Here is a 21,863-nt window from a genome sequence, read left to right on the forward strand (position 1 = left end):
ATTTTTTATATGATATGTAAAAAATACATTTTTTCCTTCACTTTGTTAAATAGTTTTCTTTCTTTTTTGAATTTGCTACAATATATTTTATCCCGCATTATTGCAGCGAGATACATTTCGACAATTGAATACATAATTTAAAGAAGGTGACATGGTTGGAACAATCAGCACATGAAGTAGCAAATTGGCAATATTATTTTGCAATTGCCGTATTTTTAATCACGTACGGATTTATTATTTCTGAGAAATTGAATCGTGCTGTAATCGCACTATTCGGTGCTGCTATTATGATTATTTTTGGAGTTGTAGATTTACATACTGCTTTCACATCACATATTCAATGGGAAACGATTACCCTTTTAATTGGGATGATGATTCTCGTACATATTACGAGTCAATCAGGCGTCTTTGAATTTGTGGCCATTAAAGCGGCAAAAGCAGCTGGCGGAAAACCGATTCGCATTTTATTATTACTATCCCTATTAACTGCTGTCGGATCAGCATTTTTGGACAATGTAACGACTGTTTTATTAATCGTTCCTGTTACATTATCCATTACACGTATTTTAAAAGTAAATCCTGTGCCTTATTTGATTTCAGAAGTGCTGTTTTCAAATATAGGCGGAACAGCAACATTAATCGGTGATCCACCTAATATTATGATTGGATCAGCAAACAAGCATTTAGACTTTAACGCCTTTTTACTTAACTTAGCTCCAATCGTAATTATTATTTCTATCGTGACACTTGGCATTATTTACTTCATGTATCGTAACAAACTAAAAACAACACCTGAACAAATCGAAAAACTAATGGCATTAAACGAAAAAGATTACATTAAAGATCAAAGCCTCCTTTTAAAATCTATTTCGATTTTAGGACTAACTATTTTAGGCTTCGTACTTCATTCGATTATTCATGTAGACGCTGCTGTTATCGCGATGACAGGCGCTACACTTCTTATGTTAATCGGCGTGAAAGAACATGATATTGAAGATGTATTTGCCCACGTTGAATGGGTAACCATTTTCTTCTTCGCCGGACTATTTGTTCTCGTTGGCGGGTTAATTGATATCGGACTTATCTCTTCACTTGCAAAAGAAGTAATCGGCGTAACAAACGGTGACATCGGATTCGCAGCTATACTTATTTTATGGGTATCTGGCATCGCATCTGCGACAATCGACAACATCCCATTTGTCGCTACGATGATTCCTCTTATTCAAGACTTAGCTACAGGACTCGGACTATCTGTCGATTCTCCGCAAATCGAAGTACTATGGTGGGCGTTATCTCTTGGAGCTTGCTTAGGAGGAAATGGAACGCTAATCGGAGCATCTGCAAACGTAGTCGTTGCTGGTATTGCAAAACGTGAAGGACATGCTTTCTCTTATATGGACTTCTTAAAAATTGGTTTACCATTAACTATTGTTGCACTCTTGTTATCACATGCTTATATATATTTACGTTATTTAATGTAAAAGTTATATTGCATGAAATTATATCGTCAAATCCAAAAGGTTTGCAGCATCGTGCTGCAAACCTTTTTTCATCACCAAAATATACCGATAATTGCTAACCCACCCAATATCATACCACCAATTTGTCCAACGATTGCTGGTGATAATTGAACACCTTTTCTTACTTCAACAACCGGTCTTTCATGCCTTAATTGCTGCACTTCACTTTGAAGTTGATGTACACTTCCGTGTAATTCTTTAATTAATTCCTTTAATTCAGCGACCTCTTCATTTACTGGTTTACTTTTTTCTAAATTCATTTTTCATGACTCCTTATAAGTTCAATCAGTACATTGTAAAAATTCGCCAATTATCATTATATCTCCTGCATACTACATATATAATTTCGAATGTACTTTCTAACCTTGCAGCTCTATCCATTCATCCCGCAATATCCCCATAATGATACGATCAAAACACTTCCCATCTCTTTGAACCGCTTCTCTCATACACCCTTCCATCTGAAAACCTATCTTTTTATACAACGCAATGGCTGCTTTATTATAAGAAATCACATCCAGACCGACGCGGTGTAAATTCAATTCATAGAAAGCATATTTTAAGATAAGATGGATTGCTTCTCTTCCATATCCCTTTCCTCTATCATTTGCATCGCCTATACCAATGGCTAATAAACCCGTTCTGTTATTCCACTCTATGCCATGAATTGCAACAAAACCAATTAAGCGATCATCTTGAACTGTCCTTAACATGAAAGAAACACTATTCGATCTCCGTCCCTTTAATAGCCCATCACTTGCTATTTCTTGTATCGATTGCGGGAATGCTACATCTGTATCTACATTCCTTAAATACTCACTATCTTCTTGCCACATAGCCATTACTTCAGCATCTGCTTCTCTAATAGCTGATAATTTAATCGTTTTATTTTGAAAAAGATTCATTGTCATTTCAAACTCCCCCTTTTTTAATAACAGGGATAATTATTAGCCTATTTATCCCCTTATTCTATAAACTGCTTTATACACGGGATACTTACAATAAGCGCTGACATTGGCACATCTCCTCTACACGAAATTAACTTCATTGTATAATTTTTCGTTTATTCAAACAATAATAAAAAGCCCTCCAAATTTAGAGGACCTTTCCTAATAGCGAAACTATATTATTTCGTAAACATTTTCTCCGCTTCATCCATTGCCATTTTGTTACCTAAAGCAGAATAGTCAAGCCATGGTTGGTCATTAATAATGTATACGTGCTTACCTTTAACAGCTTTTAAGTCTTTCCAAATTGGTGTTTCTTGAAGTTGTTTAAATGCAGCTTTCGCTTTATCATCTCTGTTAACGACAACGAAAATAGCATCTGCATCAAAGTCAGGTAATACTTCTTGTGAAATGACTTCGAAAGGACGGTTTCCATCAATTTTCTCTACACCATTTGCAGGTTGTAATCCTAAGTCTTGGAATAAAATTGGTCCCATCGGTCTTTTCGTACTAAATACTCGTAATTCTTTTGCAGTAACACGAATTGCCATTACTTTTTCGTTATTACCTAATTCTTTATCTATTAAACTTTTTACTCGTTTTGATTGCTCTTCGTAATCTTGAATATATTTATCCGCTTCTTTCTCACGGTTTACAAGTTTACCAACTTGTTGTAACTGATCTCTCCACGTGCCTTCATCTAAGTTGAAAGAATGTGTTTTTGCAATTTTTTCGTATTTCGCTAAATCTTTGCCCGCGTATTTTTCATCCACATAAATGTCAATTGGCTTCAATTGAAGTAACGCTTCCATATTCGGATCTGTTACAACACCAAGTTTCTTCGTATCTTTCAACTGCTCTTTTGCGTGCGGTAAGAAATCTTTTAAATCTCCACCAATAACAGAACCTACTGGTGTAATTCCTAATGCAAGTAAATTATTTGTTAAATGAATGGACATAGAGGCGATTTTTGGATCATTACTTTTTTCCGTTTTTTTCGTTGCCTCTTCATTAGCTTTCGTTTGACCACATGCTGCTAATACTAAAATACACATCATGCTAAATAAAATAGTAAGTTTCTTTTTCATATGTTCTCCTCTTTGAAGTATTTATTTTGTTTTTGTAAGTAAATAAAGAAAATACGGTGCTCCTAATGCCGCCACTACTACACCAGCTGGAATAGAGTTTGGCTCAAATATAGAACGACCTATCGTATCTGCTAGCACTAAAATAATCATTCCGATAATGCCAGCTAAAGGAAGAAAGTGTTGATATGTAGTACCTACTAACTTCCTTGCGATATGCGGAGCAACTAAACCGATAAAACCAATCCCTCCTGCCATCGATACACTTGCGCAAGATAATCCAACCGCTGTAGCTAAAAGTAATAACCGTTCTTTTTGAACAGAAACACCAAGTCCTGCCGCTACACTATCACCTAGTGACAATGCATTTAACGTTTTAGATTTTAGCCACGCATAAGGGGTTAGTATGAAAATCCAAGGTAATAATGCAAGGACATGAATCCAATCCCTTCCCCACACGTTACCAACTAGCCATCTAGAAGCGAATGTATACGTCTCATCATTTAACTTGAGAGAGAAAAATAACGAAATTGCACTAAAACCAGCTGAAACTGCAATACCAACGAGAATAAGTCTAATGGGAAGTAAACCATTTGACCGATCACTCGCAAGTAAAATAATAAGAAATGCAGCTAATACTCCTCCGCCAAATGTAAATAACGGTATTAAAATGGATGCACTTTCATTAATAGAATGAAAGAATGTAACAAATATAATTAGCCCGAAAGATGCACCTGAATGCAGTCCAAGAATACCAGGGTCTGCAAGTGCATTACGGGATAATCCTTGCAAAATCGCACCGGAAATTCCAAGGCCAATACCAGCTAACATTGTGATTATTATTCTTGGCATACGATAATCATATAGCACGGTTGCGCTCTCAAAATCACCATAACCAAAAAGTGTTTCAATTACTTTAAGTGGCTCTATACTCAGTGTCCCTGTATTTAGACTAATTAAAATTACAGCGATACTTACACATCCGAATATTGTAGTTACAGTAATAGCTCTCTTTTTATCCGTGTTAAAAAGATCTTTCACTTATAGCTCCCTCCCAACTTTACGTGCTATATAGAGGAAGAACGGAACTCCAACAAGAGCTACCATAATCCCTATCGCAAGTTCCTTAGGAGGATTTACTGTTCTAGCTCCTAGGTCAGCTACAACTAATAACATAGCTCCTAATAATGCTGACATAGGAATAATGAGTCTATAATTCACACCAACTAATTTTCTAGCAATGTGCGGGATAACTAGTCCTACAAATCCAATAGAACCAACAGCTGAAACAGAAACACCTGCTAGAATAACTACTATAATCATCCCTAGTATTCTCGTTCGGTTCGTTTTCACTCCTAAATTTGTAGCAACATCATCCCCCATTGATATGAGTGAAATAAATCTCCCTAACACTATTGCAAAAATAATCGTTATAAGAATAATAGGGACTAAAAATTTCAAGTGTTCCCACTTAACCCCTGCAACACCACCAGCATACCAAAACGCTAAATCTTGGCTTAAATCATAATAAATCGCAACACCTGAACTTAATGAATGTAAAAGCGCTGCCATAACAGCTCCAGCAATCGTTAACTTCATTGGTGTTAACCCACCTGATGTTGCTGATCCAATAACAAAAATAAGTACTGTACTTAAGACTGCTCCAATAAAGGAAACAATCATTAAATAGGAATACGGCATATGCGGAAAAAAAGCAAAACTAAGTGCTACTACAAACATCGCTCCGGCATTTATGCCAAGTACACCTGCATCAGCTAAAGGATTTCGTGTTACTCCTTGCATAACCGCTCCAGCGACCGCAAAAGCTGCCCCTACAACTGCTGCTCCAATTACTCTCGGGAGCCTTAATTCATAAATAATTTGGTGCTGCGTTAATTTCGGATTGTAATCCAAAACCGCAGTCCACACCGTTTGTAAATGAATATCCTTTGCACCAAATGAAATGGCTAAAAATATAGATCCAATTAAACATAAAATTGTTAAGCTCATGAAACATATGAACTTAATATGTATCCAGCGGTTATTACCAGCATGTACAGTAGACTTATGTAACATGTTTCATTTCATCCTTTATATTCAGTTGTTTTTTGTAATTATTTTTTATTTATAATTATTATCGATAATAATTATCATTTTCATTTAGATATTATATCCCCACTTTTTTTAAATAGCAAACTATTTTTTCACTTTTCTACAATATTAAAATACTCATTACAATTCCCTTCTAAAACTTACAAATACATGCAAAATAGACTACTGGATTATTTTTAAAATTGTAGTATACTTATTGATTATTTTGATTTTCCCAATAAAAACATCGAAGGTGACACAATGTTCTATATAAAACAACTACTACATTTCACTTACGAACAAGCATTATCTTGCTTATTCCCAGTCATTATTTTCTTAACACTAGCCCTTTCAAAAATTGTTTCAATCCCAGGGTTATACCGCTATGATTTCATACTCATCGTATGCCTTCTTATGCAGTGGATTATGTACAAGACGGGTCTTGAAACAAAAGACGAACTAAAAGTAATTACCATCTTCCACCTCATCGGCCTTTTACTAGAAATATATAAAGTACATTTCGGTTCATGGAGTTATCCCGAAGAGGCATATTCGAAGGTTTTTGGAGTTCCGCTATACAGCGGTTTTATGTATGCGAGTGTCGCGAGTTACATATGTCAAGCGTGGAGAAGGTTGCATTTAAAAATGCATCATTGGCCGAAAGCTATTTTTGCCGTGCCGTTAGGAGCTATGATTTACTTCAATTTTTTCACACACCACTTTACATACGATTTTAGATGGATATTAACTTTACTACTATTCATTGTTTTCTCTTGCACATTTGTACAATTTTCATTACAAGGCGTTACATATAAAATGCCACTCGTTCTCTCCTTTTTCCTTATCGGATTTTTCATTTGGATTGCAGAGAACATCGCAACATTTTTCGGAGCATGGCAATATCCAAATCAACGGGAAGCATGGAGTCTCGTTCACTTAAGCAAAATTAGTTCATGGTTTTTACTCGTTGTTATTAGCATTATGATTGTCACGCAGCTCAAACATTTGAAGGAATCAAAAAGATAATGCTGATTATGTAAAAACAGTTAGCCCATCACTCATTAGAGAGTGATGAGCTAACTGTTTTTAGTAATATTTTTTAAACCGTCCTTATCAAGGGAGTTATAATTTACAAGAGTATAAGCAATTACACATTATGAACTGCTACTAGCAGAAGATGTTGCTACAGATGAAGCGGCAATCGTTGCCATCATGGCTGCCTGTTGTGCTTGTATGAGGACTTCTATCATTGTTTGTAAACCTGTGTTAGTAGCTTTACTTTCCTCACCTTTCTGACTTACGAACAGTTGAATAGCAATAAGAATAGTTGTATCTGTATGCCAACGGAACAATTTATCCCCCTGCAATTTTTCAATAAATGCTCGAATAGAATGAATCTCTTTTTCTCCGTCCTCGAGTAACGCTAGTAGCCCGATAGCTGGGTAATGCATCTGTTTTACTTTTACCTTTTCTTGCTTTAACAAATTCCATATATTTGTACATTTTGCAACTAATAGTTCTTCCCTGACATCCTTCTTTAGTGAAAGAATATGACTCAAAAATTGAAGATCATTCCCTTTACGCAAACCAGCTGTCGCTAGTTTCTGATAAAGACGTTCCACTCGGTCCATAAGTGTTTCTACATGCTCTGATTGTCCTGCTAATAAAACTGCGAGTGGATAATCATTTGTACTTGTAAGAAAGAGGTGATCCTTTTTCATGCGTTTATATACTTGCATCGAACGCTGAATATGTGTGCCATGCTGTTCATTTTCTTCTGTTAAAAGCACAGCTGCTGCGAGATAAGTAAATATACTCCGGCTAAAGCCACCAGTGACCAATTGTTCATATAAATCTAAAAACGTCCGAAAAGCTTCCTTGTAATCTGTAAAGTGAATATCTAATGTTGCGGCCACTACAAAACGATGATAAGACTTTAAGTATGAAAACATCCCTACCTGATTCTTAATATAACTACTAATTTCTAAAAAATGTCCGAGATCAAACAATTTATCACTACCTGTATACATAGCAGCAATCATCATTCCTGTTCGAGAATCACTCGTTTTCCATTTTAGTTCTCCCTTTAACTGTACATATGTATGTTTATATTGCTCCAACTTTTGCTCTAATGTAATCATAGTATTCACCCCTATTTCTAGTTCTTCTCTATCATTATACATATATTCCATATTTAGGAATACTACAATTAATAATCACACCATAAAAATTATAAAATTCTCTTATCCTTCTTCATCAGCACCACGATGATAATCCCTAATCCTTCAAGAAGTTATACAAAAAAGGTAGATAATAATTTATCTACCTTTTTTGTATATATTATTTAACATTACAACTGTATCGCTTGTTATATGCAATTAAGACTAAAGAGCTTTAATAATACGTTCCATCGCTTTCATTTGCCCAATATGATCAGCTTCATGATAAAGCATCATACCGTAAAGCTCCCCTACTGTTTCCAATCCTAGGAATGGCTCTGGCAGTTTATTTTCAAATGCTTCTGCTGGAATTTCGTTAATACGTTTTGCTTGTTCTTTTAATTGAGCCGTTAACACTTCTAACGATGGTCCTTCTGTTTTCCATTTAGATGGTCGTGATCCATACCCAAACATACCTGGATATTCAGTTGGTAATTGTTTGAATTCTTTTCCAAACATGAAAACTTCTGCTGCTGTTAACACGTGACCGATATGCCAACGAATTGTATTGTTAAAACCCTCTGGCTGCGTATCCGCAGTTTTATCATCTAACGTTTCCATAAATTTAAGTAACGCCCCGCGCGTTATTTCAAATTGTTTTAAACCCACTAGTCTATTCATTTTATCGTTCCCCTTCTTGATGTACAATTTATTATGAACTAATAATGTTCAACTTATTAAAGTTTCACCTTGTTTAATCTATCAGAAACAAATAAGAAATACATCTAATATGCTTATTAAAAATAATAAAAAGGTTCACTCCTCGTAAATATAGAATTACTTACTATGTAAATAAAAGAGGAGTGTACTTGCATGTTACATATTTTAAAACAACAATATAATCTTATTAGCTCTACAAGAGAAACTCTATTTTCGTTTTTGGAAGAAATCCCAGTAGAAAAATTACATAGCACAGTTCCTAATTTCGGAAGCGGTAGCATTATAAAGACTCATATTCATGTAGCCGATTGCTATCAATACTGGCTTGGATCATTCGCATTCAAGCAAAAAAGAGCAGATTTTTCATTTGCTAGCGATTACGAAATTGAGCATGCAGATGTGGAAAAAGTCCGTGCTAGATTTAAGTTAGTAGACGAAACTGTACAACGTTTTTTAGATGAATACAATGACCGTTGGCTCGAAAATATAGCAAATGAAGTGAAATGGCAAAAAGAACCTTGGAGCACAACTCCGCTATGGCTTTTAACTCATACGGAGACGCATGAATTTCACCATAAAGGACAAATTGTATCTATGGCTCGTCACCTTGGATACAATCCTCCTGATACAGACCTTAGTTAATTCAATGGTCCATGATTACCGAAAAAATTAGAATGAATACAAATCGAGCATATTTTGAAATACAATCAAAACATGCTCTTAAAATATTCTATCTTACAATCTCCATATCCTCATCAATACCAAATAGTCTCAGCATAATTATATGCATCACTATTTGGTATTGCATGTTTCCCCTGCGCTTGTGCCTTTCTTGGATCTAAGTCATATACCATTGGCGTATAGCATGATGTTTGCCCTTTATTTACAACACCATTTCCTCCAGCACTTCCACAAGTGTATGCCTTTCCATCTGTTTTTCTAACAATCCTTGCATCAGCTTCGTTATTATAAACTGCCAGGCGAGTTACAGTAACTTTTGCCCACGCTGTCTTACACGTCGTGCTAAATTTTAATTCCACATAAGAATTTGAATCAATCCACTTCTTTTCTTTCGTTACTGCAGATTGATCACAGCTGTTATAATAAGGACTTTTCCCATCATATGAATGGTCTTCTGCGTATACTTTATCGCTATTAGTCGCGCTAAACATACTAGTTACAACGAGTAAAGATAGCAATAAACATGCACTCGTCTTTTTTAAAAGTTTCATATCATTTCACTCCTTTATTAATAACGTGCTGTTTTCCCGTAACCGTTATTAAACGTAACTGCTTCAGCATCTGCTGTGTATCCGAAATCAGCAGTTAAATCAAATACCATTCCTGTATAAGTGCTCGTTTGACCTGTTTTTATTGTGCCGTTCCCCTGATTAGAAGTAACTGATTTTTGGAATACACCATTTTTGTATTTATTCACAACAGCGTACGCGTACACTCCTCCCGAAACAGCTGGTGCTGGTTGATCTAAAACAAACTTAGCCCATGCTGCATGACATTTATTACTGTAACGTAAATACACTGTCCCTACTTTTTTACTACCTTCATATACAGCTGTAGATTTTGCATTAAATCCATCTGCATCACACGTCGTACTTCCCCCGTATACTTTCGTTGTTGCTGGATTTTTCCCGTCATAATAACTACTTAAATCAGTAGCTGCAAATGTACTTCCTTGAAAACTAAATAATACACCTATACTTGCCGCACTTAACACGCATACTTTCATTAACTTTTTAAACATTTTAAATTCCTCCTCACAATAAGTACGTATACTAAAGACAAGCTATACCGCTATGTAAGTCCTCCTTTCACACTTCCTAGAGGCATCTTACAGAAACGAATAAACGTTGTAAATTCTCTTATGATTATTGGAATATACGAAGAATTTTACTTATCCTTGTAAGAAAAAAAGTTGAGAAATACACATTTTATAGCATTCTATATTTAAAACATAAAAGAACCGATACTTGTTATATTCAAGCATCGGTTCTTTATACAAAATTGCCATTTTTTCTTTTATATAAAATAAATATTTCTCCACTTAATCTGTTGTAAAAAACTCCCTCGTTACATCAATAAATTGTCGCAGTGGCACTGTCATCCATTTGTCTTTATGCCAAGCGATTTGCGTATAAATCGGAGAGATTGTTTCGTTTAACATCAACTCCTTTAACGTCCCTTCCCGTATATCTTTTTCTACTACTATCGCTGGTAAAACGGCTATACCTAAATCTGCAATAACACATTGTTTAATTGCTTCAACACTAACAAATTCAATTTTATTTGCTGGATATACATCTTCCCAGCGAAATAGCTCTTCAAATAAAGTCCGATACGAGCAGCCTAATTCTGTTAGTAAAAGTGTTTCACTCTCTAAATCTTTTATAGAAACTGAAGGTTGTTCAAGTAAACGATGCGTAGGAGCAGCTACTACTTTTAATTCTTCTTTCATAAGTGGTTCCACATGTAAAACATCTTCTGTTTTACATTCGTCCAAAATAAATGCAAGATCTACTTTCCCCTCCATCAATTGTTCCTTCGCATCTTTATTGGAGTGTGCTGGTTTAAATATAAGTTTTATTTGAGGAAATTGTGCTTTAAACTTCTTTAATATAGAAGGCAGTCTGTATGTACATTGACTTTCTTGTGCACCAATTATTAACGTACCTGCTATTTCTTCATCATCTTTCACAGCCATTTTCGCTTCGTTACTGAGTGCAATCATCTTGTCGGCATATAGTTGAAACTTCCTACCTGCTTCAGTTAAGAAAAGACGTTTCCCTAATCTCTCAAATAGTGGTGTACCGAGCTCAGCCTCTAATGTTTTAATTTGTGCTGTAACGCTCGATTGGGCAAAGTTTAATTTCTTCGCAGTTTGTGTAAAGTTCAAAGTATGTGCCGCTACTTTAAATGTAATTAACTGTTTTATTTCCATTTATCATCCCTCTTTTCAATCGATATTTTCGATTGATTCCATCGAAATAATCCTCTTTGTCTATTGATATTTGTATTGTATGATAAAGAACATCTATAAACAATATAAATGGAGGTATTCCATATGAAAGCACTTTGTTTCGAAACATTCGGAGACGCTAATGTTCTACACTATAAAGAAATACACGATCCAATCATAAGTCCAAATGAAATTCTTGTCCGCACGAAAGCAATCGGATTAAACTTCGCTGATATTTATAGACGCCGCGGCGATTATCATCTTGCTGGCAATCCGCCTTATGTATTAGGTTATGAAGGAGCTGGAATTGTTGAAAAAGTAGGAGCTGACGTTACTACTATCAACCTAGGAGACCGTATTGCATTTGCGGACGTCCCATTTGCAAATGCAGAACTAGTTGCCGTTCCATCTGAAAAAGTAATCCCACTACCAGATTCTATTTCTTTTGAAACAGCCGCTTCTGTCTTATTACAAGGATTAACTGCACATTATTTAACGCACGATAGCTATCAACTAAAACAAGGTGATATAGCTTTAGTACACGCTGCAGCTGGTGGCGTCGGTCAACTTCTTATTCAAATGATTAAACTACAGGGCGGAACAGTAATTGGTCTTACATCATCAAAAGAAAAAGCAAAGATAGCTACATTAGCTGGTGCCGATCACGTATTTTTATATAACGAAGAATGGCATACGAAAGTACTTGAAATGACTAATGGAACTGGAGTAAATGTTGTGTATGAATCAGTAGGTTCTACATTAGGGGAAAGTTTTAACGCTACTAAAATTGGCGGTACTGTCGTATTTTACGGAATGGCTGGTGGTAATCCTGCTCCAGTTGATCCACGTATGCTTATGGATACTTCAAAAACTTTAACTGGCGGAGACCTTTGGAACGTTCTTACCACTTATGAAGAACGTAAAAAACGATCTACTCAATTATTCGATTGGATCGCAACTGGAAAATTAAACATTTCAAATCCTACTACATTCTCTTTACAAGACGGTGCTCTTGCTCATGAATTATTAGAGAGTCGTAAAAGCACAGGGAAGATTTTATTAATCCCATAATTCACAAAATGAAAAGGAAGCTAGATTTCTCTACCTTCCTTTTCTTATTTCTATTTGAGATTTAATTATATTTCCACACTTTCTTTCCCTTTTGCAACATAACTCATATCTCCAACCGACTCGACTGTATATGTTCCATCTTGATATACAATCTTCGTCACACTAGCATTTTCCACCCCAAGTTTTGTTCTGCTACTGTCTAACATTTCTATTAAGGTAGTAATCAAAAGCCCATGAACGACAACTAAAACGTTACCGCCACCATTTCCAGCAGCTTCTTCACTAATTTTATCTATCTCAGCTTTTATACGAGTAGAAAATAATTCCCAATCTTCCGCCTGTTTTGTAGGATCTGCTACTCTAATAAGATTAATCACTTCTTGAATAGAAAACTTCATAAGTTCTTCTGGTGATGCAACGCCTGCAGCTTTTCCAACCACCTCCCACATATTCTCAAGTTTTTCACCTTCAAAAATACCGAAATTTAATTCTCGCAAATCTTTTCTTTGCTCAAGTTTTAATTTTGATTGCTCACTATATTTTAATACTAAATTAGCAGTTTCAATCGCTCGGCCGCTATCACTACTATACGCATTCATAAAATGAATATCTTTTAATCCTGTTCCTAAATTTGTGGCAACTTCAACACCTTTTTCTACTAATGGAGAATCAGCCCAACCTTGCGCGCGATGATTCGTATTTAATATTGTTTTACCGTGTCTTGTAACATATAACGTAACTGCATTCTCATTGCTATCTGTTTCTCGCTTATTCATTTCATTCTCTCCCTTTACGTTTCTATATCAATTTTACCACCTCAATTATTCATTGAGCAAAATATACGTCAGTAGATCCGCTTAATAAAAAAAGCTATCTTTCTGTATATCCATACAAAAAGATAGCATCTTTTATGATTACATTTCTTAACCGTTACTCCTACTCAGCAAAAGCACTCGAATATTGTACAATTCCTTCTACACCTCGAAGAGAATTTTCTGTTAATTCCATTATCATAAATACCTCTTCAGGCACTTCAAACGGTGCTTTTATATTCCACTCACTTGCTTTCTTAAAACCAAATTTCGGGTAGTACTCTGGATGTCCCAATACTACAACTGATCCGTATCCACGTTCTTTCGCTTTTTCTAATGCAGCTACAATCAGTTTTCCACCAATTCCTTTTTTCTGATGACCCCTAGCAACTGAAACTGGTGCAAGTGCTAACGATTCTACAGAAGTTCCATCTTGTTCTATTGTAATTTTCGATAACATAATGTGACCAACTATATCTTCATCTACCGCAACAATTGATAACTCTGGAACAAACGCGTCACATTCTCTAATACGTTTTACAAGTTCATGTTCTGTTTTATCACTAAATTCTTCCTTTAAAAATGCTTCTTTTATGACTTCTTCTGTTTTTCTATAATCATTTTTTTGTTCTTGTCTAATCGTTACCATTTTAACTTATCCTCTATTCTTTCTTATTTCTTTTTGAATTTTACGTAGTGCTTTTTTCGATCCGCGCTCAATATCGTGTTGCATTTTTCTTTCTTTATAATCAACAAATAGTGTATTTAAATCGTATCCTTCTGGATATAACTCCTTCGCTGCTACTTCTAAAGTAATACGTTTTACATTTACTTCAACGAATTCACCGTTATAATATACAACAACGTTATAAAAATTATCTTTTTCCTTATAGATGATACCAAAATCATCATGATCCAATAAATTAACACGATCGCCGATTTTGTACTCATAATGAGATTCTCTTTTTTCTTGTACAAATTTCGGTTTTCTAATTTTACTTTCATTCACTTTTTCTAAAGCGTACTCTTTATTTCCCATATACTCTTTCGCTCTTTTCAGTACATGTTCTTTTACGCTCATTTTATTCGCAATCCAAAGTGCATTACTTTCTCCTGATTTTCCGATAACTAATTTATAAAGCGGCTCTAGCGTTTCACTATTAAACTGCATCGCTGCATTCATAAAGTCATCATGCATTTCTGAGAATCGTTTAATTTCTCCGTAATGCGTACTCGCAACGGTAATACATCCCGCAAAGTACAACTCTTCTAAAATAGAAATTGCAAGTGCTGCACCTTCATTTGGTTCTGTACCGCTCCCTATTTCATCAAATAAAAGTAACGTATTATTATTTGACATCCTCATAATCTCAGAAAGATTTTTCATATGAGACGAAAATGTACTTAGTGCATTTTCAATACTTTGATTATCACCAATATCTACGAATACATTTTCGAAAATAGCGATTTCTGTACCTTTATCTCCTGCAATATGAAGACCTGACATTGTAGCTAATGTTAACAATCCAATCGTTTTTAACACAATTGTCTTTCCGCCCGCATTCGGCCCTGTAATAATTAAACTACGATACTCTTGACCAATTTTAAAATGTAACGGTACAACTTGCCCTGTTAAAAGCGGATGCTTACAATTCACTAAATGAATGTAGCCATGATCGTTTAACTTTGGTTCTATTCCATCAATCGATTTACTAAACTTCGCTTTCGCAAATACCATATCATACTGACTAATTAGCTCCATGTTAATCTTTATACTATAAATGTTTTCTAACACCATTCCTGATAAAGTCGCTAAAATCTGATACTCTTCAACCGCTTCATCTGCTTTCAAACCTGCTAATTCTGCATTCAATTTCGTAACCGTATGCGGTTCTATAAATACAGTAGAACCTTTTGCCGAGGCTTCAATAATACTTCCAGCAACTTGATTTTTATAGGAAGATTTAATTGGAATCGTATAACGGTCATCCTTTTTACTAATAAAGAATTCCTGAATGAATTTCTTATTTGCACTACTATTTAAAAACTTCGTTAAACGTTCTTTTATTTTCCCATCTACAGAATCGATATTATTTCGAATTCGTTTTAACTCTTTACTTGCAGCTACATCAATACTATTTCCTTTAATTGAAAAGTTAATTTCCTCTTCAATACTTTTATATTCAGTCATTGAATTTGCATAAGAAGCTAATACTGGTGCAAAAAATTCTTTATCTAACATAAACTTTTTAATCTTTCTACACCCACGTAAAAAATCTGAAACACTTACTAATTCTTCTGGATCTAAAATCATCCCTTTTTCTAATTTTTGAATTGTACTAGCAATATTAGAAATGCCGAAGAAAGGAACATGCCCTTCTGCATCTAATATAGCTCGTGCTTCTGTCGTTTCATTCAAGCGATTTCTCACTACTTTTATACTCGTACTCGGCTCTAATTTGTTTACTAATTCCTTACCTAATCCACTTACACAATAAGATTTCACTATATCCTTTAATTCGTTATATTGTAACTTTTCAAAAGTCATCGTATTCATTTTGTTTCTCCTCACTATGATTGATTTTTATCATAAATGAAGATACCTACTCATTAGATTCCAATGAGCTCTACATTATTTAATTACCATTTTTATACATTAAAAATATATACAAAAAAGCTGCGGGGATACCGCAGCTTTTACATTTACAAGGCATGAGTAATAACATATGAGGAAATAAGCCATAAAAAACAGATGGCAATCCCCTTATTACACGCTTTATAAAGTATTGTAGGTATCTTCATAGGTATTGAAATAAATCCATGACAAAGCTAGGGGTATGGTATACATAAAAATCCCCTGTTCTTATCTGATTTATTTCATTAAATTTTTCCTATTTAGTACCTACCGCACTCACAAAAAGCACCTCTCATTAATTTATATTATAGTCATTGAAATCTAATTTATTGAAATCATCATACTATATGTTACGTGAGAAGTAAAGGTGCCATACTTCAGTAGTACGCAACTCTACACTTCAATATTTCTTAAATTAGACCTATATTCGCTGAGGAGAAATTATAAGAAGCGCCTCCGCTATTGCGAATGTCATTTCCTTCCCCTGATACATTTAATAATTATGACAAGCAATAATAGGAGGTTTACTATATGAGTGAAGAATATAGTATTTTACATGGAACTGCTCTAGAACCAAATTTAATCGGTCCCACACTACCATCAATTCCACCATTTACATTACCCACCGGACCTACTGGAATCACAGGTCCTACCGGTGCGACAGGTTTTACCGGAATTGGAATAACTGGTCCTTCTGGGGGTACAGGTCCTACCGGAATCGGAATAACTGGTCCTACTGGGGGTACAGGTCCTACCGGAATCGGAATAACTGGTCCTACTGGGGGTACAGGTCCTACCGGAATCGGAATAACTGGTCCTACTGGCGCAACCGGTTTAGGGATCCTTCCCGTATTTGGAACAATAACTTCTGAAGTAGGAATCGGTTTTTCAGCAGTAGTTAATACAAATGTTAATTTTACCATTCCAGGACCTGCTAGTGGAACTACTATAAATCCATTAAATAATTCTATTACAATTGATACCACTGGCGTGTACTCTGTATCCTTTTCAATTGTATTTGTAATACAAGCTATATCGTCTAGTATATTAAATCTTACAATAAACGATTCCATTCAATTCGCAATCGAAACGCGAGTTGGTGGTGATTCTGGGATAAGAGCTACATCCGCCAGAACTGATTTACTATCTTTAAATCAAGGGGATGTTCTTCGAGTACGAATAAGAGAAGCCACGGGTGACATTATATACTCCAATGCCTCTCTTGTTGTTATAAAGGTCGACTAACTCTTTTATTACAATAAAGATTCAGGAAAAATAAAGTGAAACTTTAATAAGCCCTCACCAATCGGACTGACCACAAATAGCGGGATAAATATGCACAATATAAAAAGAAGAGGAAAACTTATATTTCAGTCTACCTCTTCTTTTTCATCACCAAATTACTGCTGAACATATATGGAAACTGATCCTCCACTTACTTGGAATTGTCCCCAACCCTCCTTATTAATTGTTACAGTATTTGTTTGATTACCCGTAATATCGTACCATACTTCCCCTGCGTTATTCTTCCCAACATCCATCCACTTTGACCCTCCTGGTCCATCAGAGATTAATGTTGCTAAACCAGAATTAGCATGTACACTATCACCTTCTCTTGTCCAGCCAATTACATCTGGATGATCAAAATAATCCCGCTGCGTACCATATGCAAAGTTTTTTCGTGCCGTCAAAATCGGATCAATTTTGTCCTTTAACGCTGGAATTTCATAGTTACTATTTCCTTTTGTACCATAGTAATCACCATAGAAAACAGAAGGATATCCCTCTGCACGCGTTAAAATAAATGCATATGCCAACGGTTTGAACCAAGGGCTCACTACAGATTCCAATGACTGACCAGGCTGTGAATCATGATTTTCAACTAGAGTAACCGCAAGTGTAGGATGATTCGCAACTACCGTTCCTTTTAAAATATTTCTCATATCATAATTCCCATTTCCTGTTGAAGCATAGTGAAAATTATAATGAAGTGGTGCATCGAACACAGATTGATTATAATTGACCTTCGCTAAATAATTATTTAAAGTCTGGATATCATTTTGCCAATATTCAGCTACTGTAAACATTTCTTTCCCCGTTTGCTGTCTAACATGATTTACCCAATCGCGCAAATATTCATGATCAATATGTTTAACAGCATCTAAACGAAAGCCATCTAAATTTAATTCCTTCGCATACCACGTTCCCCATTTTTTCATTTCATTCGCAACATCTGGATGATCAAAATCAAGATCCGCGTACATCAAATAATCATAATTCCCATTCTCGCTAGACACTTCCCAGTCCCACGCTTTACCTATGCCCCTAAATTTATAAATTCGGTTTAATTTCTTTCCTTCATCCCAATCTGTTCCGTCAAAATGATACCATTTCCATTTGAAATTAGAATAAGAATCTCCACGCCCTGGAAAGTTAAATCCTGTCCAAGCACTAATTTCATAATCACCTGATACTTCAACATTTCGATTGCTTGGGTCTACCTCAACTGCTGTGACAGTTTCTGTATAATCAGCCCCACCTTTATGATTCATAACTACATCACCGTATACATCGATGTTTTTCTTATGTAAAGCGTCAATTGCAGACTTCAATTGTGCTTTCGTCCCATATTTCGTCCGCACTGTTCCCTTTTGATTGAATTCCCCCAAATCATATAAATCATATGCTCCATATCCTACGTCATTTTGCGTAGTTCCTTTATATGCAGGTGGTATCCAAACAGATGTAATTCCTTTTTGCGCTAAATTTTCAGCATCAGTACGCAAACGATTCCAATGATCCCCATCATTCGGAGCATACCACTCAAAATACTGCATTAACGTTCCATTGTTAACTGTATCTGCATATGCTTTACTCCCCTCATATATACTAGGTAAAAACATAACAACTGACAATCCGACTATTGTTACTCTTTTAAACATCTGTACACCATCCCTTTCTAAGAAAGCGTTTGCATAGTTTATCAGAATTATTATAATATTCGTTCCACCGTTAGTAAAGTAGCAATCTCTCACTCTCCCACATTATTTTTAATCTCACTTCAAATATTCAACGTAGTTTTAATTTCACATCCTATTCAAGATTGTTTACAATTTACCTATAAAAACATAACGGAGGGATTTCTATGACAGACTTTCAAAAACAATTTTTCGCACGATTATATATAGAAGAAAAAGACACAGTTTCATTTGAAGATTTATCTAACATTATGTACACAATGGCACAAACTGTTCCTTTTGAAAACTTAAATATTCTCGAAAAGAATTTTAAAGAAATATCAAAAGAAAATTTGAAAGAGAAAATTTTAGTAAATAACCGTGGCGGTCTTTGTTATGAACTCAATCCTACTATGTATTACTTCCTGAAAGATTCTGGATTCGATGTTCATCTCGTTTCAGGAACAGTTTATAACGCTACAAACTCCATATGGGCTGTTGATTCTGGCCATATTGCAACCGTTTTAACACATCATACTGAACTTTATTTAATTGAAGTAGGATTCGGATCATACTTACCTCTTGCCCCTGTCCCTTTCTCAGGTGAAGTCATTCACTCTGTTACAGGAGATTATCGTATTCGTAAAGAAATGACCGAAAAGGGAAACTACATTTTAGAGATGCGGAAAAACAATGAGTTCTTGGATCAATCTTCTGCTGATGATTGGACGTTAGGCTATGCATTTTATATAGAAGAAGTGGATGAAGAAAAAGCAAATACAGCACAAAAAATTATCGTTGAACATGAAGGGTCACCCTTTAATAAACTACCTCTTATTGTAAAACTAACTGAAGATGGGCATGCCTCTTTAACGAAAGATAGCCTTACAGTAGCGAAAAATGGTAAAAAAACGAAAGAAACCGTTACAGACATGCAATTTACAAACCTTTTACATTCAAAATTTGGAATTACACTATAAGTATGTAAGCCTTGTTATTTTAGCAAGGCTTTTCAATTTTCAGCAGGGATTTTTTGCAATTTGTTGTATTTCATAGTTATATAGAAATATAACTACATGTTTAGAAAGGAAATGATTATGACAGAACTTAAAGATCGATTACAAGTAGCTGATATAGAAAAATGGGATTTAACAGACATTTACCATACAATTGAAGATTGGGAAAGTGATTTTCATAAAATTGAAATATTAACGAAGGAATTACACGAGTTTAATGGCAATATTCACGATGGCAATAGTTTATTAGCTTATTTAACGAAGAGTGAAGAAATTTCTAGCATAATATCTTTAATGTTCGCTTATGCACGATTACAATCTGACCTTGATACACGCGATACTGACGCGCAATCTCTTGTCGATAAAGTATCACAATTACACGTGAAAGTAAGTGCAGCTAAATCTTTCTTTTCCCCCTTCTTACTTAGCATAGACGAAAGCACATTACATTCTTACATAGAAGAAACAGAAGGCTTACAATATTATAAAGAAGACTTATTTGAATTATATCGTTATAAAAAACACGTATTGAATAAGGACCAAGAAGCAATTTTATCACAGATGGGTGAAGCTCTTTCTTCTCCACAGCACACATTTGGTATGTTAAACAATGCAGATATATTATTTGGTGAAGTGACGACTGACGATGGAGAAAAAGTGAACTTAACACGCGGAATGTATGCAAAGTTAATAGAAGATACGAATCGTGAAAAGCGTAAAGAAGCTTATAAAGCATATTACAAACCATATGTTCAGTTAAAGAATTCCATCGCATCTACTTTATCCGCTGCTATTAAAAATAATGTTACCGTTTCGAAGCTAAGAAACTATCCATCAGCGCTAGAGAAATCATTATTTGGCGATATGGTTCCGAAAGAAGTATATGAAAACCTTATTGATACAACGAAAAAAAACATTCAAACATTACATACATACAATGAAATTCGAAAAGAAAAATTAAACGTAGATGAACTAAGACAATACGACTTAGGCGTCGATTTAGTAGAAGGTGCAAAACAAGACATCCCATATAGTGAAGCATTTGACATTATGATTGCATCACTAGCTCCTTTAGGAGAAGAATATATTGAGACATTAAAAAGTTTTAAAGATAAACGATATATAGACGTAAGAGAAACACCAGGAAAACGTTCTGGTGCTTATAACTTTGGTGTATATGGTGTTCATCCTTTCATTCTTTTAAATCATCACGATGATTTAAATAGCCTGTTCACTCTTACTCATGAATGCGGGCACGGTATGCATACGCACTATTCACATGGATACCAACCAAGAATTTCTGCACATTATTCTATCTTTGTGGCAGAAGTCGCTTCTACAGTAAATGAAGTGTTATTAATTCACTATTTATTAAAAGAAGCAAAAGAAACGAACGTGCGTAACCATTTAGTTAACCATTTTATTGAAAAATTCAAAGGTACTTTCTTTACACAAATTATGTTTGCAGAATTTGAAAAAATCACACATGAAATGGCGGAACAAGGTAAACCATTAAATGCACAAGTCTTCAGTGAAATTTATGAAAAACTATTTAAAGAATATAACGGTGATTCACTTGTATTTGATGAAGAAGTAAAATACGGATGGGCTAGAATCCCTCATTTCTACCGCCCATTTTACGTATACAAATATGCAACTGGATTCGCATCTGCCATTCAAATCGCTGATAAACTATTAAGCGGTGATCCGAATGCTCAGAAAAATTATATTGAATTCCTGAAAGGTGGAAGTTCTGATTATCCACTAAACCTATTGAAAAAAGCTGGTGTTGATTTAACTACGCCAGAACCGATTGAAAGTGCATTGAAACAATTCACTCAACTTGTTGAGGAGTTTTCAGCATTATAAAAAGCAT

General features: G+C 35.0%; 21 protein-coding genes. 7 read left to right on the top strand and 14 right to left on the bottom strand.

Annotated elements, in window-relative coordinates; all coding sequences use genetic code 11:
* The first annotated feature begins 155 nt into the window (after positions 1-155).
* On the top strand, positions 156-1,481 hold the full coding sequence (locus BUA87_RS08820; RefSeq protein WP_000437988.1) for an ArsB/NhaD family transporter: 1,326 nt from the start codon (positions 156-158) through the stop codon (positions 1,479-1,481).
* Positions 1,482-1,552: 71 nt separating this feature from the next.
* Here the strand turns inward: BUA87_RS08820 and BUA87_RS08825 are convergent, their stop codons facing one another.
* From BUA87_RS08825 to BUA87_RS08845, 5 genes are all read right to left on the bottom strand, one after another.
* Positions 1,553-1,780: a coiled-coil domain-containing protein gene (locus BUA87_RS08825; RefSeq protein ID WP_001047523.1), complete on the bottom strand. Its 228-nt coding sequence runs from the start codon at positions 1,778-1,780 to the stop codon at positions 1,553-1,555.
* Between the two features lie 99 nt (positions 1,781-1,879).
* Entirely contained in the window at positions 1,880-2,431 is a 552-nt protein-coding gene (locus BUA87_RS08830; RefSeq protein ID WP_000178471.1) for a GNAT family N-acetyltransferase, read from the bottom strand.
* Between the two features lie 215 nt (positions 2,432-2,646).
* Positions 2,647-3,555 (bottom strand): iron-hydroxamate ABC transporter substrate-binding protein, encoded by a 909-nt coding sequence (locus BUA87_RS08835; RefSeq protein ID WP_072939209.1) that lies wholly within the window; start codon positions 3,553-3,555, stop codon positions 2,647-2,649.
* 21 nt (positions 3,556-3,576) lie between these two features.
* Positions 3,577-4,593 carry a FecCD family ABC transporter permease gene (locus BUA87_RS08840; protein WP_000653826.1) on the bottom strand — a complete coding sequence of 339 codons (1,017 nt, stop codon included), beginning with the start codon at positions 4,591-4,593 and terminating at the stop codon, positions 3,577-3,579.
* Positions 4,594-5,628: a FecCD family ABC transporter permease gene (locus BUA87_RS08845; protein ID WP_072939212.1), complete on the bottom strand. Its 1,035-nt coding sequence runs from the start codon at positions 5,626-5,628 to the stop codon at positions 4,594-4,596. It lies immediately after the preceding gene.
* A 276-nt stretch (positions 5,629-5,904) separates the two neighbouring features.
* Between BUA87_RS08845 and BUA87_RS08850 the strand changes: the two genes are divergently transcribed.
* A complete protein-coding gene (locus BUA87_RS08850; RefSeq protein ID WP_000499376.1) occupies positions 5,905-6,669 on the top strand; it encodes a DUF817 domain-containing protein in 765 nt (254 codons plus the stop codon).
* A gap of 128 nt (positions 6,670-6,797) precedes the next feature.
* Here BUA87_RS08850 and BUA87_RS08855 read toward each other — a convergent pair whose 3' ends face one another.
* Both BUA87_RS08855 and BUA87_RS08860 read right to left on the bottom strand, forming a co-directional pair.
* The gene (locus BUA87_RS08855; protein ID WP_072939215.1) at positions 6,798-7,835 is read right to left on the bottom strand and encodes a DUF4003 domain-containing protein; all 1,038 of its coding nucleotides are present in this window, start codon (positions 7,833-7,835) and stop codon (positions 6,798-6,800) included.
* Positions 7,836-8,027: 192 nt separating this feature from the next.
* Entirely contained in the window at positions 8,028-8,483 is a 456-nt protein-coding gene (locus BUA87_RS08860) for a DinB family protein (protein WP_001081119.1), read from the bottom strand.
* Between the two features lie 192 nt (positions 8,484-8,675).
* On the opposite strand from BUA87_RS08860, the gene BUA87_RS08865 reads away from it, so the two are divergent.
* Positions 8,676-9,164, top strand: coding sequence for a DinB family protein (locus BUA87_RS08865; protein ID WP_000902401.1), 489 nt, complete (start codon positions 8,676-8,678; stop codon positions 9,162-9,164).
* 113 nt (positions 9,165-9,277) lie between these two features.
* Here BUA87_RS08865 and BUA87_RS08870 read toward each other — a convergent pair whose 3' ends face one another.
* The 3 genes from BUA87_RS08870 to BUA87_RS08880 form a co-directional block, all read right to left on the bottom strand.
* Positions 9,278-9,754, bottom strand: a complete 477-nt coding sequence (locus tag BUA87_RS08870; RefSeq protein WP_000771159.1) for a DUF2690 domain-containing protein — start codon at positions 9,752-9,754, stop codon at positions 9,278-9,280.
* A gap of 17 nt (positions 9,755-9,771) precedes the next feature.
* Entirely contained in the window at positions 9,772-10,284 is a 513-nt protein-coding gene (locus BUA87_RS08875; protein WP_000473732.1) for a YjfA family protein, read from the bottom strand.
* A gap of 300 nt (positions 10,285-10,584) precedes the next feature.
* A complete protein-coding gene (locus tag BUA87_RS08880; RefSeq protein ID WP_072939218.1) occupies positions 10,585-11,478 on the bottom strand; it encodes a LysR family transcriptional regulator in 894 nt (297 codons plus the stop codon).
* A gap of 123 nt (positions 11,479-11,601) precedes the next feature.
* On the opposite strand from BUA87_RS08880, the gene BUA87_RS08885 reads away from it, so the two are divergent.
* The gene (locus tag BUA87_RS08885; RefSeq protein WP_072939227.1) at positions 11,602-12,567 is read left to right on the top strand and encodes a quinone oxidoreductase family protein; all 966 of its coding nucleotides are present in this window, start codon (positions 11,602-11,604) and stop codon (positions 12,565-12,567) included.
* 65 nt (positions 12,568-12,632) lie between these two features.
* Here BUA87_RS08885 and BUA87_RS08890 read toward each other — a convergent pair whose 3' ends face one another.
* The 3 genes from BUA87_RS08890 to BUA87_RS08900 all read right to left on the bottom strand — a co-directional run bounded on the left by BUA87_RS08890 (position 12,633) and on the right by BUA87_RS08900 (position 15,936).
* Positions 12,633-13,343: a histidine phosphatase family protein gene (locus BUA87_RS08890; RefSeq protein ID WP_072939231.1), complete on the bottom strand. Its 711-nt coding sequence runs from the start codon at positions 13,341-13,343 to the stop codon at positions 12,633-12,635.
* A gap of 160 nt (positions 13,344-13,503) precedes the next feature.
* Positions 13,504-14,028 (bottom strand): GNAT family N-acetyltransferase, encoded by a 525-nt coding sequence (locus BUA87_RS08895; RefSeq protein WP_072939234.1) that lies wholly within the window; start codon positions 14,026-14,028, stop codon positions 13,504-13,506.
* Positions 14,029-14,034: 6 nt separating this feature from the next.
* Positions 14,035-15,936: an endonuclease MutS2 gene (locus BUA87_RS08900; RefSeq protein ID WP_072939237.1), complete on the bottom strand. Its 1,902-nt coding sequence runs from the start codon at positions 15,934-15,936 to the stop codon at positions 14,035-14,037.
* Between the two features lie 609 nt (positions 15,937-16,545).
* On the opposite strand from BUA87_RS08900, the gene BUA87_RS08905 reads away from it, so the two are divergent.
* Positions 16,546-17,259, top strand: a complete 714-nt coding sequence (locus BUA87_RS08905) for an exosporium leader peptide-containing protein (protein WP_072939240.1) — start codon at positions 16,546-16,548, stop codon at positions 17,257-17,259.
* A 155-nt stretch (positions 17,260-17,414) separates the two neighbouring features.
* Here BUA87_RS08905 and amyS read toward each other — a convergent pair whose 3' ends face one another.
* Complete coding sequence (gene amyS / locus BUA87_RS08910; protein WP_072939243.1) at positions 17,415-18,956, bottom strand: alpha-amylase; 1,542 nt, start codon at positions 18,954-18,956, stop codon at positions 17,415-17,417.
* Positions 18,957-19,159: 203 nt separating this feature from the next.
* Here amyS and BUA87_RS08915 point away from each other — a divergent pair, with 203 nt between their 5' ends.
* Both BUA87_RS08915 and pepF read left to right on the top strand, forming a co-directional pair.
* Positions 19,160-19,951, top strand: coding sequence for an arylamine N-acetyltransferase family protein (locus tag BUA87_RS08915; RefSeq protein ID WP_072939247.1), 792 nt, complete (start codon positions 19,160-19,162; stop codon positions 19,949-19,951).
* 117 nt (positions 19,952-20,068) lie between these two features.
* The gene (gene pepF / locus BUA87_RS08920; RefSeq protein ID WP_072939251.1) at positions 20,069-21,856 is read left to right on the top strand and encodes an oligoendopeptidase F; all 1,788 of its coding nucleotides are present in this window, start codon (positions 20,069-20,071) and stop codon (positions 21,854-21,856) included.
* Positions 21,857-21,863: the final 7 nt, after the last annotated feature.

Origin of the sequence: Bacillus sp. bc15, assembly GCF_900142585.1 — a bacterium.
Lineage (GTDB): Bacteria > Bacillota > Bacilli > Bacillales > Bacillaceae_G > Bacillus_A > Bacillus_A cereus.

What these genes read in the sequence shown, in the direction of transcription:
- BUA87_RS08825 (WP_001047523.1), bottom strand. Translation starts at nt 1,780, where the DNA reads ATGAATTTAGAAAAAAGTAAACCAGTAAATGAAGAGGTCGCTGAATTA.
- BUA87_RS08830 (WP_000178471.1), bottom strand. Translation starts at nt 2,431, where the DNA reads ATGACAATGAATCTTTTTCAAAATAAAACGATTAAATTATCAGCTATT.
- BUA87_RS08835 (WP_072939209.1), bottom strand. Translation starts at nt 3,555, where the DNA reads ATGAAAAAGAAACTTACTATTTTATTTAGCATGATGTGTATTTTAGTA.
- BUA87_RS08845 (WP_072939212.1), bottom strand. Translation starts at nt 5,628, where the DNA reads ATGTTACATAAGTCTACTGTACATGCTGGTAATAACCGCTGGATACAT.
- BUA87_RS08850 (WP_000499376.1), top strand. Translation starts at nt 5,905, where the DNA reads ATGTTCTATATAAAACAACTACTACATTTCACTTACGAACAAGCATTA.
- BUA87_RS08855 (WP_072939215.1), bottom strand. Translation starts at nt 7,835, where the DNA reads ATGGAATATATGTATAATGATAGAGAAGAACTAGAAATAGGGGTGAAT.
- BUA87_RS08860 (WP_001081119.1), bottom strand. Translation starts at nt 8,483, where the DNA reads ATGAATAGACTAGTGGGTTTAAAACAATTTGAAATAACGCGCGGGGCG.
- BUA87_RS08865 (WP_000902401.1), top strand. Translation starts at nt 8,676, where the DNA reads ATGTTACATATTTTAAAACAACAATATAATCTTATTAGCTCTACAAGA.
- BUA87_RS08870 (WP_000771159.1), bottom strand. Translation starts at nt 9,754, where the DNA reads ATGAAACTTTTAAAAAAGACGAGTGCATGTTTATTGCTATCTTTACTC.
- BUA87_RS08875 (WP_000473732.1), bottom strand. Translation starts at nt 10,284, where the DNA reads ATGTTTAAAAAGTTAATGAAAGTATGCGTGTTAAGTGCGGCAAGTATA.
- BUA87_RS08880 (WP_072939218.1), bottom strand. Translation starts at nt 11,478, where the DNA reads ATGGAAATAAAACAGTTAATTACATTTAAAGTAGCGGCACATACTTTG.
- BUA87_RS08885 (WP_072939227.1), top strand. Translation starts at nt 11,602, where the DNA reads ATGAAAGCACTTTGTTTCGAAACATTCGGAGACGCTAATGTTCTACAC.
- BUA87_RS08890 (WP_072939231.1), bottom strand. Translation starts at nt 13,343, where the DNA reads ATGAATAAGCGAGAAACAGATAGCAATGAGAATGCAGTTACGTTATAT.
- BUA87_RS08895 (WP_072939234.1), bottom strand. Translation starts at nt 14,028, where the DNA reads ATGGTAACGATTAGACAAGAACAAAAAAATGATTATAGAAAAACAGAA.
- BUA87_RS08900 (WP_072939237.1), bottom strand. Translation starts at nt 15,936, where the DNA reads ATGAATACGATGACTTTTGAAAAGTTACAATATAACGAATTAAAGGAT.
- BUA87_RS08905 (WP_072939240.1), top strand. Translation starts at nt 16,546, where the DNA reads ATGAGTGAAGAATATAGTATTTTACATGGAACTGCTCTAGAACCAAAT.
- amyS (WP_072939243.1), bottom strand. Translation starts at nt 18,956, where the DNA reads ATGTTTAAAAGAGTAACAATAGTCGGATTGTCAGTTGTTATGTTTTTA.
- BUA87_RS08915 (WP_072939247.1), top strand. Translation starts at nt 19,160, where the DNA reads ATGACAGACTTTCAAAAACAATTTTTCGCACGATTATATATAGAAGAA.
- pepF (WP_072939251.1), top strand. Translation starts at nt 20,069, where the DNA reads ATGACAGAACTTAAAGATCGATTACAAGTAGCTGATATAGAAAAATGG.